At 40.6% G+C, this 15144-nt stretch carries 11 protein-coding genes; 6 read left to right on the forward strand and 5 right to left on the reverse strand.

The window, feature by feature from the left end; all coding sequences use genetic code 11:
• The first annotated feature begins 95 nt into the window (after positions 1–95).
• From LY11_RS05940 to LY11_RS05965, 6 genes are all read left to right on the forward strand, one after another.
• Positions 96–641: a peroxiredoxin gene (locus LY11_RS05940; RefSeq protein WP_068404771.1), complete on the forward strand. Its 546-nt coding sequence runs from the start codon at positions 96–98 to the stop codon at positions 639–641.
• A 134-nt stretch (positions 642–775) separates the two neighbouring features.
• Positions 776–1360, forward strand: a complete 585-nt coding sequence (locus LY11_RS05945; protein WP_111632810.1) for a carboxymuconolactone decarboxylase family protein — start codon at positions 776–778, stop codon at positions 1358–1360.
• 138 nt (positions 1361–1498) lie between these two features.
• Positions 1499–2110, forward strand: coding sequence for a TetR/AcrR family transcriptional regulator (locus tag LY11_RS05950; protein ID WP_111632811.1), 612 nt, complete (start codon positions 1499–1501; stop codon positions 2108–2110).
• Positions 2111–2146: 36 nt separating this feature from the next.
• Positions 2147–3520: a TolC family protein gene (locus tag LY11_RS05955; protein ID WP_111632812.1), complete on the forward strand. Its 1374-nt coding sequence runs from the start codon at positions 2147–2149 to the stop codon at positions 3518–3520.
• Positions 3521–3538: 18 nt separating this feature from the next.
• Positions 3539–4615 (forward strand): efflux RND transporter periplasmic adaptor subunit, encoded by a 1077-nt coding sequence (locus LY11_RS05960; protein WP_111632813.1) that lies wholly within the window; start codon positions 3539–3541, stop codon positions 4613–4615.
• The gene (locus LY11_RS05965) at positions 4612–7680 is read left to right on the forward strand and encodes an efflux RND transporter permease subunit (protein ID WP_111632814.1); all 3069 of its coding nucleotides are present in this window, start codon (positions 4612–4614) and stop codon (positions 7678–7680) included. The genes LY11_RS05960 and LY11_RS05965 overlap by 4 nt, the downstream gene beginning before the upstream one ends.
• A gap of 58 nt (positions 7681–7738) precedes the next feature.
• Here the strand turns inward: LY11_RS05965 and LY11_RS05970 are convergent, their stop codons facing one another.
• From LY11_RS05970 to LY11_RS05990, 5 genes are all read right to left on the reverse strand, one after another.
• On the reverse strand, positions 7739–10327 hold the full coding sequence (locus tag LY11_RS05970) for a phosphoenolpyruvate carboxylase (protein WP_111632815.1): 2589 nt from the start codon (positions 10325–10327) through the stop codon (positions 7739–7741).
• Between the two features lie 224 nt (positions 10328–10551).
• Positions 10552–12099 carry a DHA2 family efflux MFS transporter permease subunit gene (locus LY11_RS05975; RefSeq protein WP_111632816.1) on the reverse strand — a complete coding sequence of 516 codons (1548 nt, stop codon included), beginning with the start codon at positions 12097–12099 and terminating at the stop codon, positions 10552–10554.
• A 4-nt stretch (positions 12100–12103) separates the two neighbouring features.
• Positions 12104–13168 carry an HlyD family secretion protein gene (locus LY11_RS05980; RefSeq protein ID WP_111632817.1) on the reverse strand — a complete coding sequence of 355 codons (1065 nt, stop codon included), beginning with the start codon at positions 13166–13168 and terminating at the stop codon, positions 12104–12106.
• Positions 13169–13187: 19 nt separating this feature from the next.
• Positions 13188–14504 (reverse strand): TolC family protein, encoded by a 1317-nt coding sequence (locus LY11_RS05985; RefSeq protein ID WP_111632818.1) that lies wholly within the window; start codon positions 14502–14504, stop codon positions 13188–13190.
• Positions 14501–15121, reverse strand: coding sequence for a TetR/AcrR family transcriptional regulator (locus LY11_RS05990; RefSeq protein ID WP_111632819.1), 621 nt, complete (start codon positions 15119–15121; stop codon positions 14501–14503). The genes LY11_RS05985 and LY11_RS05990 overlap by 4 nt, the downstream gene beginning before the upstream one ends.
• Between the last annotated feature and the right edge of the window lie 23 nt (positions 15122–15144).

Consider the following 15144-nt stretch of genomic DNA (forward strand, 5'->3'; position numbering starts at 1 on the left):
ATAGGGGCATCAATATTAAGTATCTGTTATCTTTTCAATAGGGTTGATAAAGAGGCAATATTGATGTATTTTTGCACAACGAAAAAAAGAACATTATGATTAATATAGGTGAACAATTTCCAGCTTATTCAAAACCAGCTGTAGTTAGTATAGAAAAAGGAAAAGAGTTTGAAACATTAACTTCTGAAACTTTAGTAAATGAGAACAACCAATGGACTTGTATGTTCTGGTGGCCAAAAGATTTTACTTTTGTTTGTCCAACTGAAATCGCTGAATTCAACGCTAATTTCGGTGAATTCCGTGACCGTGACACTACTTTAATCGGTGCTTCTACAGATTCAGAAAACGTACATTTAGCATGGAGACATAACCACGATGATTTACGTGGTTTAAAATTCCCAATGCTTGCTGATACTTCTAAATCATTAGCTGAAGCGCTTGATATCTTAGAGCCAACAGAAAAAATCGCTTACCGTGCAACTTTCATCATTGATCCACAAGGAATTATCCGTTGGGCTAGTGCAAATGACTTAAGTGTTGGACGTAACGTAAAAGAAGTATTAAGAGTACTTGATGCTTTACAAACTGACGAACTTTGTCCTTGTAACTGGGAAAAAGGTGAAGCAACTTTAACAGTTTAGACTTCGAAATTCCTGTTTATTTTTAAACAGGGTTTAATTCATAAAAACCCCTGTAAATGCGTTTTGCAGGGGTTTTTTATACCCATAGAATCTGCTTTTTTGTAAGAAAGGCAGATTCATAAAATCATAAAAAAATGAGTGAAAGTACTGAAACCATAGAAGAATTATTAGCCATTGTAGGTTTAAACGAAGGTTATAGAAATGAAAGTATCCATTTACTTGAAAAAGGTAATTCAAGATATGTACGTGATTTAAAATTAAACTTCAGCAGCACCCTGACTTCAGCGCATATCACTGAAAAAGAATGTGCTTTACTGGGTTTAAGTATTGCGATCAATAACAACAACAAAGTCTTAACAGATTTCTTCGAGAAACATGCCCAGCAAAAAGAAGCAACAGCAGAAGAAATTGCTGAAGCAGCTGGTTGTGCCTCTTTACTGGCTTTAAACAATGTACTATATCGTTTCCGTCACTTTACGGCAAAAGAAAAGTATACCCGCATGCCTGCACGTGTAAGAATGCAGTTAATGGGCAACCCGGTAACTGGTAAAGAATTTTTTGAGTTAATGAGTTTAGCAGTTTCAGCTGTAAATGGTTGTGAAATGTGTGTAAATGCACATGAAGAATCTATTTTGGCTTTAGGAGCTACTGAAGAACGTGTATTTGATGCGATCCGTATAGCTTCAATTGTTACTTCTGCTGGTAAAATCCTTTACTAGATTTAACTAATTTATTGAGAAGGAGGTGTCTGAAAAGAGCCTCCTTTTATTATATACGGCTGTTTTTGAAAAAAAACAAGAATATATTTGGATTTACTGAACACTGTTCAGTACATTTGTACAGTATAATTTAAGGATATGGGTATATCAGAGAGAAAAGAGCGGGAAAGGGAAGAGATGAAAACGATGATCACCACTGCGGCCATGAAAATGTTCCTGGAGGATGGCTATGCGAAAACCTCTATCCGTAATATCGCCGACGCTATTGAATACAGCCCCGGCACTATTTACTTGTATTATAAAGATAAAGATGAGTTGCTTTTTGAGGTTCAGGGACAAGCTTACCTAAAGTTATTAGAAGCATTCAAGCAAAATGTGACCAGTACTGATCCGCTGGAAAAACTGGAACAACTGGGTAAAACCTATGTTTCTTTTGGTCTGGCGAATCCGGAATTATACGATCTCATGTTTATCATCAGGGCACCAACAAATGTGGATGAAACAACTCACGGCCATAACGGTGATGCTACTTTTAATTACTTAATCAGTTTAATTGAGGAATGTATCCTGGCAGACCTGTTAATTTTTAAAAATGCAAACCAGGCGGCATTGCAAATCTGGTCCATGGCACATGGCCTGGTTTCTTTAAATCTCCGTTGTCGTTTAAAAGTGATGATTCCTGAAGAGGCCTCAATTCCTGAAATTTTGCATAAAGCGATAGAAGAATATTTAATTTCCATAAGGGCTTAGGCCTTTTTTTTGACCTATTACTAAACACTGTTTATTATGTATACATCATTTATTAAAGCGTCTGTTCTCCTCACTGGATGGTTGCTTATTTTCGGGAAACCAGCCATGGCGCAACAACAGAGCCGGCAACTGGATGATTATATTTCATTGGCTTTTGGACAGAACCAGGGCTTAAAGCAACAAAACTTTGATTTGGAAAAATCTTTGTTTGCGCTGAAGGAAGCAAAAGCAATGTGTTTGCCTACAGTGAGCATGCTGGGCAGTTACACGAAATCTGCGGGGGGCAGGACGATAGATGTGCCGGTTGGCGACCTGGTCAATCCTATTTACAGCGCACTTAATCAATTGACCTCTTCTTCTAAATATCCGCAGGTAGCGAATCAATCGTTTTTATTGAACCCGGATAATTTTTATGACGTTAAAATCAGGACATCACTCCCGCTGATCAATGCAGAGATCCGTTATAATAAACTGATTAAACAACAATTGATCAGCAGTCAGCAGGCCGCAGTGAACGTTTATAAAAGAGCGTTGGTCAAAGACATTAAAACTGCTTATTACCACTATTTTCAGGCCTTACAAGGTGTAGAAACTTACCGGAGTGCATTACTGCTTATCGATGAAAATATTCGCGTCAACACGAGCTTATTGAAGAATGGCGTTAGAAATGGAACTGCTTTATTGCGGGCACAGACGGAGCAGGAAAAAACCAATGCCGCACTCATTAATGCACAGCGCACTGTAGACAATGCCAGTGCCTATTTTAATTTCTTATTGAACCGTCCTTTAAAGGAGTCTATTCTGATAGACAGCATCGCTATTGCTAATGTATTGTCTGTGCCGGATACCACAACTGGTATTAGCGGGCGGGAAGAATTAAAACAATTAAGTAGCTTAAAAGAGGCGAATAACCTGGATTATAAATTACAACGGTCTAACCTGATCCCTAAGTTGAGCACATTTGTCGATCTGGGCTCTCAGGGGATGGATTTTAAAGTCAATGATAAAACCAGGTATTATCTGTGGGGAGTCAATCTGCAATGGGACATTTTTACAGGAGGTAAAAATAAGTTCCGTGCAGCGCAGGCCCAATCAAACATCAAGTCAAATACAGCAAAAATTGATGAAACAGAACAAGCATTTAAATTACAACTCGCCCAATCTTATAACAATTACCGCGCTGCAAAGGCTGCCTGTACAAGTGCAATTTCAGGATTATCATTTGCTGGCAAATACTATAGAGATCAGCTCAAAGCATACCGTGCAGGGCAGTTATTATACCTGGAGCTGATTGACGCACAAGACCAGTTAACCAGTGCAAAACTGAGAATGGCCGATACACAGGCCGATTTACAAATCACGCTTGCCGAACTCGAACGTGACCAGGCTACTTATCCATTGAATAATTAATATTAAAATATAAACAAAATGAAAGCTATTCATTATGCTGCGCTATTGCTGGGAGTACCATTCTTTTACGCTTGCAATACTTCAACTCCAGTTGCCAGCACGGCAATGGGAAACGATACGATCCCGGTTCAGATTATGAAACTTAACCTGGAAAGCAGTAATGCTGCGATCCCGGTATCCGGACAATTTACAACGAATGATGAAGTCATGCTCTCTTTTAAGACAGGTGGAATTATAAACAGCCTGCTGGTAAAAGAAGGAGATGCAGTTAAAAAGGGACAGTTGCTTGCCACGTTGAACCTGACAGAGATCAATGCACAAGTACAGCAGGCTCAACTGGGTTATGAAAAGGCGAAGCGTGATTATCAGCGGACAAAAAACCTGTATGCTGACAGCGTGGCCACTTTAGAACAATTGCAAAACAGCAAAACTTCACTTCAGGTTTCTCAGCAACAACTTAATCAGGTGGCGTTTAACCGGAAATATTCTGAAATACATGCACCTGAAAATGGGTTTATCCTAAAAAAACTGGCTGATGCAGGTCAGCAGATTTCTTCCGGAACTGCTGTATTGCAAACTAACGGGGCACAAGCCGGGAAGTGGGAACTCAAAGTAGGGATCAGTGACAGGGAATGGGCAATTCTGAAGATAAATGATCCGGCGAAAATAGAAACCACTGCTATGCCTGGAAAGGTTTTGGACGGGGTAGTGAGCCGTAAATCTGAGGGAGTTGATGCAGCTACAGGAACGTTTACAGCTTATATCAGGTTAACCGGACAGGCACCAAAGGCCATTGCCGCCGGCATGTTTGGAAAAGCAACGCTAAGTCCTTCAAAGCAGGTGGAGCATAAGGGAAACTGGCAAATACCATACGAAGCTTTATTAGATGGCGACGGAAGCATCGGTTATGTATTTATCACCAATGACAACAAGACCGCGCATAAAGTGAAGGTGACGGTTGCGGGAATTGAAAAAAATACGGTAACGATCAGTGAGGGACTGGAGAATGCGACAGCATTAATTATTTCGGGTTCAGCTTATCTGACAGATAACAGTAAGATCAGTGTTCATTCACCCTTAAAAACAGCGCAATGAAAATATCAGATTACGCTGTAAAAAACAGCCAGTTTACGCTGGTGATTTTCCTGATGATCATTGTATTGGGGATTACCACCATGTTCAGTATGCCCAGATCGGAAGATCCGGAAATGCACGCACCAGCTTTCTCTGTCATTATTGTTTATCCGGGCACCAGCCCAAGGGATATAGAAGACCGGGTGGTTACTCCGCTGGAAAAGACTATTTCCGGGTTAGATGACATTAAAAGAATCCGAACCAGTATCTCTAATGGAGTGGCTGTTTTGCGGGTAGAATATAAGTACAGCAGCAGTGTTGAGGGGAAATATCAGGAAATTGTAAGAGAGGTCAACAGCAAAAGGAGTGAATTGCCTGCCGATATTTATAGCATAGAGGTGCAGAAGCAGCAACCTTCAGATGTTAATGTCTTGCAAATTGCACTGGTTTCAGAAAATGCACCCCGCAGCAAGATGCAGTATTATGCAGAGAAACTTCAGGATGAACTGGAAAAGGTAGCTGCATTGAAAAAAGTCTCCATTTTTGGTTTGCCAAGACAGCAGGTCCGGATAGAGCTTGATCTGGAGAAAATGGCGCAGATGAACCTTCCGGTCAGCGCCGTTAAAAATAGCCTTCAGAGTGAAATGGCGAGTATCCCGGGTGGAAGTATTGATGCCGCTCATCAGACTTTTAACATTGTAACCAATGAGTACAGAACCTTGGATGCTGTTCAGAATACGATTGTTTATGCAGCAGGAGGGAAAAACATTGTCCTAAAGAATATTGCCCGGGTTTATTACGGATATGAAGAAGATAAGCATATTACCCGTTTAAACGGACACCGGAGTATATTTATCACTGCGGCTCAGAAAGAAGGCGAGAATATCAGTAAAACGCAGAAGACCTATCAGCCGGTGCTGGCTAATTTTAAAAAGACATTACCTGCTAATATTGATCTGGTGCAGAACTTTGACCAGGCTGATAATGTAAACAGAAGGTTATCTGGTTTGGGGCATGACTTTATAATTGCCATCTTATTGGTTGCGGTAACTTTACTGCCATTAGGAATGCGTCCGGCTATTATTGTAATGATTTCCATACCACTTTCGCTGGCTATCGGTATTGTTTTACTACAACTGTTTGGTTTCAACCTGAACCAGCTGAGTATTGTCGGTTTGGTGGTTGCATTAGGACTGCTCGTGGACGATAGTATTGTGGTGGTGGAGAATATTGAAAGGTGGATGCTCGAAGGGCACAGCCGTTTGGATGCCACCTTAAAAGCGACTAAACAAATTGGAATGGCTGTAGTAGGCTGTACCATTACTTTGATTATTGCTTTTATGCCGCTGGTATTTTTGCCGGAAGGTTCGGGCGATTTTATCAGATCATTACCACTGGCAGTTATTTTTTCGGTACTGGCATCTATGCTGGTTTCCTTAACGATTATCCCTTTCTTATCCAGCAGATTACTAAAAACCCATGTGGGGAATCCAGAAGGAAATATGCTGATGCGTGGGCTGAAAAGGATAATTCACGGGAGTTATGCTCGTTTATTGGATAAAGCGCTGCAAAGACCATTGTTAACCATTTCGATTGCAGTAGTGCTTTTTGTAACCTCTGTATTTCTTTTCAAGGTGATTGGGTTTAGTTTGTTTCCTGCGTCAGAAAAGCCGCAGTTCCTGGTGAATATTACCACTCCAAATCAATCTAACCTGTCTTATACTGATGGGGTAGCAAAGGCTATTGAAAAAGAATTAAAGAAAGAGACTGAGGTGAAATATTACTCTTCGAATGTAGGAAAGGGTAATCCGCGGATCTATTATAATATTATACCAGAGAATGACCGAAGTGATTTTGCACAATTATTTGTACAACTGGATGAGGATACTTCTCCTGATGCCAAATTAAAGCTGATTCAGAAGCTACAGAAGCGTTGGGCTCATTATCCGGGTGCAAAGGTAGAAGTTAAGAATTTTGAGCAGGGGCCGCCTGTAATTGCGCCGGTTGAGATTCGTCTTTTCGGAGATAACCTGGATACGTTACGTTTACTTTCTATCCGCGTAGAAAAGCTATTAAAGGAATCACCGGGTACGATGTATGTCCGAAATCCTGTGAGCTTATTGAAAAGTGACATCCGCGTGGTCGTAAATAAGGAAAAGGCACAATTATTAGGTGTTTCTACTATAAATATTGACCAGACGGCAAGATTGGCAGTCACCGGATTAAATATGGGGACGTTTTATAATAATGATAATAAAAACGGCTACGGCGTATTGCTGACCCGCACCAAAGAAGGCAGACCTGGAATGGATGCTTTCCGGAACTTGTATGTTGACAACGCAAAAGGGAATGCTTTACCGATGAACCAGGTGGCAGATTTGAAGCTGGAAGCTTCACAGGCCGTGATTAATCACCAGGAAAAGAAACGTGTAGTCTCTGTACAAGCCAATGTCCGCGATGGGTTTTTGGTGAACAGGGTGATTGATGACGTGATCCTTAAAATGGATAAGGTCCATCTGCCAGCAGGTTATAGTTATGAAATGGGGGGAGAAGTAGAATCCAGAAACAATTCCTTTGGTGGATTTCTGAACATCATTCTGGTTACTGTATTCTTATTTATCGCGGTGCTGATCCTGTTGTTCAAGACATTTAAAAGCACGTTGATTGTGTTGTCTGTTATTCCTTTAGGAGTCGTGGGTGCTGCGGTAGCTTTATGGGTAACCGGGAACTCACTTTCTTTCGTAGCGATTATTGGTCTGATTGCATTGGCAGGGATAGAGGTGAAAAACACTATTTTGCTTGTAGATTTTACCAATCAGCTCAGAAAACAGGGTAAAGGTTTACAAGAGGCAATCCGGGAAGCCGGAGAGGTCCGGTTTTTACCTATCGTATTGACTTCGCTGACCGCTATTGGTGGATTAATACCGATTGCAATTTCAACTAACCCGTTGATTGCACCTTTAGCTATTGTTTTAATAGGCGGACTAATCAGTTCGACTTTATTATCAAGGATCGTTACGCCGATTATTTACGAGCTGATTCCCCCGGTAATTGAGGTGGAAGAACAAAAAACAGTTGAAGATTAATAGCTATAAAAAAGGCGGCTTTCCTATTGGAAAGCCGCCTTTTAATTATAAAACCTGTTTATGCAGAGTTTCTGCCCGCATTTACAATTCCGTAAACGGTTCTGATCGCTAGTTTCTCATAAGATTGCTGTTGTTCATCAGTCAGCTCATGCTGTAAGTTCTCTAAAGCAAAATGCTGGATCAATACCAAAGGAAGCACGATCTTCTCTCTGACTGCAATAGATCTTTTCTCTACCGGGTAGTTCTCCATCAGGGTCTTATGGCCAGCTAATTTTAAAAGCATTTCTTTAGAACGTTCATATTCATCACGAAGCATTTTCCAGAAATCACCGAATTCAGGATCCTTGGCAAAATGCGCAGTGATAGAGAAGTCTGTTTTGCTCATAGACATCATTCCGTTGTCTATGATGGTTTTGAAATAACCAGATTCCTGGTAAGTTTTACAGATCTTATCCCAGTTTCCTGAAGCTTCCTGATTTTTTAAAGCAGTACCTATACCATAAAAACCAGGGATATTCTGTTTTAGCTGTCCCCAGGCAGTTACGAAACTAATTGCTCTGAGATCTTCTAAACGTAATTTTTCTCCTGAACTTCTTTTAACAGGCCTGCTGCTGATCGTAATTTTAGACAGTAAGCTTAAAGGAGAAAAACGTTCCAGGTAATTTAAAAACAAAGGGTGTTTACGCAAAGCTACGAAAGCATCAAAACTATCCTTAGCCATCACGTTTAAGATGTCTTTATGTGGGGAATCCAGTAATATATTGTGTTTCTCTTTCAGGCCTGAAGAAATACCTGCGTTGATTAATTGCTCGATATTAAACTCTGCACTATCAATAGAACCATATTGTGAACTGATCGTCTGTCCCTGGATAGTCAGTTGTATATTTTTATTGGCAATCTCTTTTCCCATAGAAGCATAAAAGCGGTGAGTTTTACCTCCGCCTCTTGATGGCGGGCCTCCGCGGCCGTCAAAAAAGGCCAGCTGTATGTTATGGGCTACCGAAGTAGCAGTTAAGGCTACCTTAGCGTTAAAAATAGACCAGTTGGCCATTAAATAACCACCATCTTTAGTACTATCGGAGAAACCAAGCATAATGTCTTGTTTGTTCCCTCGGCTTTCCAGGTGTTTTTTGTAAAATGGGTGCGTGTATAAGCGTTCCATAATCTGTGAAGCACCTTCCAGGTCACTTACCGTTTCAAACAGCGGCACAAAATCTATAGTCAGTTCTTTTTCATCCCACCCGTTCCATAAAAATAGTTCCATCAGCTGAAGGACATCGCTGGCCTGCTGACAATTGCTGATAATATAACGGTGGCAGGCGAGTTCTCCATTCTGCTGCTGAATTTGTCTGATCTCAGCAATGGTTTGCAGGGTATCAGTAGTCAGAGAATCTGCATCACCAGAATAATTTACTTTTGCGGTTTTGAAAGAAAGCAACTGTATTTTTTCTTCTTCCCCTAATTCATCAAAGTTTTCCGGGAAAAGAGAAATAATGGGCTTGAATTGTCTGCAATAAGCATGAACATCACGCAATACTCTGCTATCCTGTCTAATATCCAGAGAGGCAAAGTGACTGCCGAAGAGCTCAACTTTACGTAGCAGATCGTCCACAAGATCCGCAAATAAACCATCGTGAAATTCGATCAGGGTATCTTTAATCTGATTCAGGTTCTCCACCAGGAAGTCTGAAATGTTTGTAGGCTCGATATTCGTGTCAAAGGCATTTTTATAGAGTACATCCTGCACTTTGTAAACAGTTTCTTCCACACCTCTGAAAGTAATTCTGCGTTTCAGTTTTCTGAAATCTCTGTAGTAACAGCGGAAAAGGATCTGACGCAGCATCTTTGAAACCTGTATGGTATCCTGTGCGTGCACATTCGGGTTACCGTCACGATCTCCGCCTGGCCAGAAGCCAAGTTCTATTGCTTTTTTTGAAGGGATATTAAATTCCTCCAGACTGCTGTCTATTTCTGATTGGATATTGGCTGCGGCGAAGTAAAAAACATTCTCCAGATACCAGGTTAAGCTTAAGGCTTCATCAACCGGTGTTGGAGATTTTTTATTGAAAAACGGAGTTTTACCTAATTGCTGTAATAACTGGTTAATGGTTACAATATCATTGATCTTAATTGCCGTAGTGAGGTCGTTGATGATAGAGAGTACACTACCCGGATAGAACTGCGTTGGATGCGCGGTAAGCACAAGACGCAGGGAGAAATCTTCAATTAGTTTGGCTATTTTATCATGTAGCTCTGCATTGAATTCACTTTTTTTCAACATAGACCGGAGTGAGCTATGGTCTTCAGTTGTATTTAATTTGGTAAAGGAAGCATCCTCAACAGCGTCAAATAATACAACCTGACGTTCAATATATTGAATAAAACGGAACAGTAAATCTATAATATCCTTAGCATCTGTGGTTTGGGTGTACCGCTCAAAAAAGCTCTTAATAATTTCAGCAGGAGTCTTGAGATTCTTGACACCATCTTCACAGTGTTTAATAAAAAGGGGCAGCAATGTGCCGGTATCCTTGATTTTATAAAATGGGAGGGTTAGAAACAGGCTGTTGTAAAGTTCGAATCTGGAGACAACTTCGTTGTTAAAAATGGATTCTCTTGGCCCTGTAACTCTTAGTTTCTGCGTCATAACAAAAGGGTTCTTTTTGGGAGCTTAAGCTACAAAATAATGACGGGAAGATCTATAGAATAATGTTAATAAATTTTGTTTGCTTTTTAATTACAAATACTATAAATTGCTTTCATTAAGGTTTTTTAACTCTTTTAAAAGTATAAGCATTCGTTGTGTGTAGCGACATTGTATTTTTTTGTAAAATGAAACAGGCTGTCCCAAAAAGACAGCCTGTTTTTATTTTAGTGAACGTCAACAGGGATGTTGACATTTTTCTTGAATTTCTGCAAATAAAGCAGTGGTATAGAACATAATAGAACTAATCCTACCAACCAGTAAGCATCACTGTAAGTCAGTAATAGCGCTTGTTTGGTTACCGTGCCATCTATTGCTTTGAGCGCCATTATTTTAGCATCAAACATACTGTAGCCTTTAGACATGAAATTATGAATAAAAGCATTCATTCTGTCTGTAAATGCCGGATTATAATCGTTGACATTGGCAAGCAGTGAACTTCTGTGAAATCCCTGGCGGGTATGGATCAAAGTTGTTAAAGCTGCGATACCAAATGATCCGCCCAGTTGTCTCATCATGTTGTTTAACCCTGAACCCTGACCAATTTCTGCACCTTTAAGGTCCTGAATAGCCAGCGTAGTTAACGGAACAAATAATAAAGCCATTCCGATACCTCTGATCACCAGTGGCAGGAAGAAATCACTCGTTCCCGAGGAAAGCGTTGATTTACTCAGCATATTACAAAAAACGAAGAATAAGAACATCCCGATTGTAGCCATAAATTGCGCAGGGATTCCTTTTTTAAGGAATATACCAATAAATGGCATCATCAGAATCGTACAGATCCCACCTGGGAAAAGCAATTCTCCTGTTTGTAACGGAGAGAAACCTAATAGATTCTGGCAGAAAACCGGGAAGACGAATACAGATCCGTATAATCCGAAACCCAAAATAAAGGAGGTCACCATACCAATAGAGAAACTTCGGTGCCGCATAATCTTGAAGTTTACAATCGGGTGGTCTGTAGACATTTCGCGCCATATAAAAAGTAGTAATCCGATTACTGAAGCTATGGATAGTGCGATAATATAAGGTGTTGCAAACCAGTCTTCACTTTCTCCTTTTTCCAGTACTGTTTGTAAACTACCAACTGCGATAGCCAGTAATGCGATACCCCACCAGTCGACAGGTAGCCCCTGCCCATCCTTCGGAGTGGCCTTTATAAAGGTTATCGTACAATACGCGGCGAGAATCCCGACGGGAATATTCACGTAAAAGATCCATGGCCATGAACTGATGTCCAGAATATAACCCCCGATAGTCGGGCCCACAGTCGGGCCTACTACTGCCCCTAATCCAAAGAGTGCGGTGGCTATACCTATATCTTCACGCGGCCAGGTTTCTATCAGGATGGACTGTGAAGTAGAGATTAATCCCCCTCCGGCAATCCCCTGAAGGATACGGAATAAAATAAGTTCTTCCAGTGAAGTTGCATTACCGCACAAAAATGAGGCTATCGTAAAGACAATGATGGAAGTTAGAAAATAATTTTTACGCCCGAAACGACTGCCCAGCCAGCCCGACATGGGCAGGACAATTACATTCGCAACGGCATATCCGGTTGATAACCAGGCGACATCCTCGAGAGTCGCGCCCAGGTTACCCTGAATCTGTGGTAAAGCCACGTTTACAATAGTGGTATCAATCAGCTCCAGTAGCGAAGCTGTGATCACAGTAAACGTGATTATCCATTTTTTAAAACCATACTCGGCCATTTTTCTAGTCTTTTGTAGTTACAGAAACTTTAACACTCATACCTGGACGTAATTTTTCCAGCATTTCTTTTGAGGCCTTAAGTTTAATTTTAACAGGTACACGTTGAACAACCTTCACGAAGTTACCTGTTGCATTGTCTGGAGGAAGAAGAGAGCCCTTAGCTCCGGTTACAGGAGAAAAGTTATAAACTTCACCTGGTATTTTCTGATCAGGGAAAGCGTCAACTTCCACTTCCACTTTCAAACCAGCACGGATTTCTTCCAATTGTGTTTCTTTAAAGTTGGCAGTTACATACAGGCTGTTTTCATTCACAATAGAGAATAAAGACTGTCCTGCCTGAATTAACTGACCTTTTTGAATACTTTTCTTAGAAACAATCCCTGTTGCAGGTGCTTTGATCTCCGTATATGACAACTGTAACTTTGCAAAGTCAACATCCGACTGACGTTGAGATACACCGTTACTGCTTACTGCAAGCTGAGATTTTGTAGTACCGATTTGTTTAAGGGCAACTGTATATTGATCCTTTGCAGCGTTATAAGTAGCCTGTGCAACGTCTCTTGTTGCTTTAGCCTGGTCGAATTGCTGCTGCGTGATCGATCCGTCTTTAATCAGGTTAGCATAACGGTCAAAATCTTTTTGTGCCTGCCATAATTTTACTTTAGCAGATTCGATATTGGCTTTAGCTGTTCCTGTATTTGCTGAAGTAGCAATAATTTCAGATTGTGAAACACCAACACCAGCATCAGCACCTTTCTGTCCTGCCATTGCTTGTTCCAATTTCACTTTGTAGTCCCTGTCGTCTAAGGAAACCAATACCTGGCCTTCAGTAACTTTAGTGTTTTCTTCAAATTTGATTTCGTTTACATACCCTCCAACACGTGCCACTACCGGGCTGATATCGCCATCAATCTGCGCATCATCGGTATCTACGTGTTTACTGTAGTACATATATTCTTTCACGCCAAATACGGCGCCTATAACGATTAGCACAGCTAATATTATAGGGACAACTTTACTTTTCTTTTTAGGTTCAATTGTCGCTTCTGTTGTTGATTCTGTAGTCATTACTAGATGGATTATAATATTATTGAGAAATTTTTCCTGTTGATTTTAATAAAGTATAGTAGGCAAGGCCTGCATCAGCTTTTGCAAGCTCTAAATTGATCTTCGCCTGGTATAGCAGGGTTTCAGCATCAATTCTGTCTATCGCAGAGGCGACGTTGTTTTTGTATTTCGATTCCAGTAACCTGTCGTTCTCAGTCGCCTGATCGATCGAAGTTTCCAGTACTTTGATTTTGTTTTTAGCAACCTGGTAAGTCTGGTAGTTTCTGTTGATCTCAGTTTTTACATTATCAGATTGAATATCTTTCTGAATAACAATACTTCTTTGCTGAACTCTTGCTTCTGTTATCTTATGCTTATTTGTCCAAAGTGTGCCGATGTTCCACGAAAGAGTAGCACTGGCAGTCATTGGCATAATATAATCATGTGACTTTGGTAAAAAAGTTCCGTTAGGATTGATGTAGTAAACGTCTGCACCAATACCAAATGTAGGACTCGCATTTGCTTTAACTGATTTAATATCAATCTCAGCAACTTTATTTTGTAAGTCCAGCTCTCTTAATTCCTGACGGTAAGCTAATGCCTGATCAATGTAAGCGTTCAAAGGAGCTGCATCTTTTTGACCAGTTGAGGGATCTGTAATGTCAATTTCAGTATCCTCTGGCAAGCCTAAAAGGATGTCAAGGTTATAATTGATAATTTTGCGATTGCTTTCAATATCCAGGTCTGTCAAGGTAATATTTGCCTGTTGCAACTGGAATCTAAGTACATCGTTTTTAGTCACGATCCCTTGTTCAAAAAAGCGTTGTGATTGTTTCAGCTGACTTGCAATAGAAGCTAAGTTTTGTGCGACAACCTTTTTACTTTGCGCTACCTTATATAAGGAGTAATAAGTATCGATCACTGCATAAGTTACTTCTTCCTGGTTTTTATCTGCATCCAGGCGGGCAACATCAGCTAATAATTTAGTACTCTCTCTGGCATATCTCATCTTACCACCGCCATAAACCAGTTGTTGTACTGAGGCTGTTCCTACAAAGGCATCAGCGCGTTTAGGAAGGAATATCGGGCTGCCGCCGTCTAAAACCAATTGATTAGCAGGGATTTCTGCGTGATTATACAGCACACTTGCTTTAGCTGTAGGAAGGGAGTTATCTTTCGTGACTTCCAGTTTGGCCATTGCTTCTTCAATTTTATTCTGAGAAAGCTTCAGGTTCTTGCTGTTTTCTATCCCTAACTGAATCGCCTCCTGCAGCGTCAGTTTTTTCAAGTTCTGTGCATAGAGCATGCCTGGCAGCAGGAGAGCGAAGCAACTCATTTTAATTGTTTGGTGTATCATTTCTGGGGTGTTAAATAGGTGGTGACCAAATCTTGCAGATGTGCGATTAGGCGGTCGGTTAAAATTTCTTTGTCTTTTGGGATGGTAATGTCCAGGGTAGAGCCATGTGTGATTTTACTCGGCATGGTGGCTACACTGGTGATGGTACCCATAATTGATGCCATGAGCATCCGGGTATCTACTTGCTTGAATGATCCGTCAGCAACTCCATTGTTAATGATGTTTTCAATCACCTGCATATTTCCTGACATTGCGTCTCTTAATTTAAGACACATTTCGGGACGTTGGGCTAAGGAGATTTCTCTGTACATCATTTTGTGAAATGGAATATCGGAAAGGATCCTATGGGCATATCCTTCAATTACTTTCATTAATTTCTCCAGCGGGATGATGCTGTCTTCATCAATGCTCACTAACTGGGCTTTGAACCCTTTAATTCTGTCATTGATTACTTCGAGAAAGACACCTTCTTTCGATCCGAAGTAATAATTGATCATGGACATATTTGCCCCTGATTCTTTTGCAATCTGGCGGGTTGAAGTCCCTTCATACCCCAACTCAGAAAACAATTTTTGAGCAGCTATTAATATGCTCGTTCTTTTGTCTGGCTTTTCCATTTCTGATTTGATGGAACAAAATT

The sequence above is a fragment of the Pedobacter cryoconitis genome, assembly GCF_003259615.1.
GTDB lineage: Bacteria > Bacteroidota > Bacteroidia > Sphingobacteriales > Sphingobacteriaceae > Pedobacter > Pedobacter cryoconitis.

Bases quoted from the DNA above. Each gene is read 5' to 3' on its own strand.
- LY11_RS05940 (WP_068404771.1), top strand. From the start codon at position 96: ATGATTAATATAGGTGAACAATTTCCAGCTTATTCAAAACCAGCTGTA.
- LY11_RS05945 (WP_111632810.1), top strand. From the start codon at position 776: ATGAGTGAAAGTACTGAAACCATAGAAGAATTATTAGCCATTGTAGGT.
- LY11_RS05950 (WP_111632811.1), top strand. From the start codon at position 1,499: ATGGGTATATCAGAGAGAAAAGAGCGGGAAAGGGAAGAGATGAAAACG.
- LY11_RS05955 (WP_111632812.1), top strand. From the start codon at position 2,147: ATGTATACATCATTTATTAAAGCGTCTGTTCTCCTCACTGGATGGTTG.
- LY11_RS05960 (WP_111632813.1), top strand. From the start codon at position 3,539: ATGAAAGCTATTCATTATGCTGCGCTATTGCTGGGAGTACCATTCTTT.
- LY11_RS05965 (WP_111632814.1), top strand. From the start codon at position 4,612: ATGAAAATATCAGATTACGCTGTAAAAAACAGCCAGTTTACGCTGGTG.
- LY11_RS05970 (WP_111632815.1), bottom strand. From the start codon at position 10,327: ATGACGCAGAAACTAAGAGTTACAGGGCCAAGAGAATCCATTTTTAAC.
- LY11_RS05975 (WP_111632816.1), bottom strand. From the start codon at position 12,099: ATGGCCGAGTATGGTTTTAAAAAATGGATAATCACGTTTACTGTGATC.
- LY11_RS05980 (WP_111632817.1), bottom strand. From the start codon at position 13,168: ATGACTACAGAATCAACAACAGAAGCGACAATTGAACCTAAAAAGAAA.
- LY11_RS05985 (WP_111632818.1), bottom strand. From the start codon at position 14,504: ATGATACACCAAACAATTAAAATGAGTTGCTTCGCTCTCCTGCTGCCA.
- LY11_RS05990 (WP_111632819.1), bottom strand. From the start codon at position 15,121: ATGGAAAAGCCAGACAAAAGAACGAGCATATTAATAGCTGCTCAAAAA.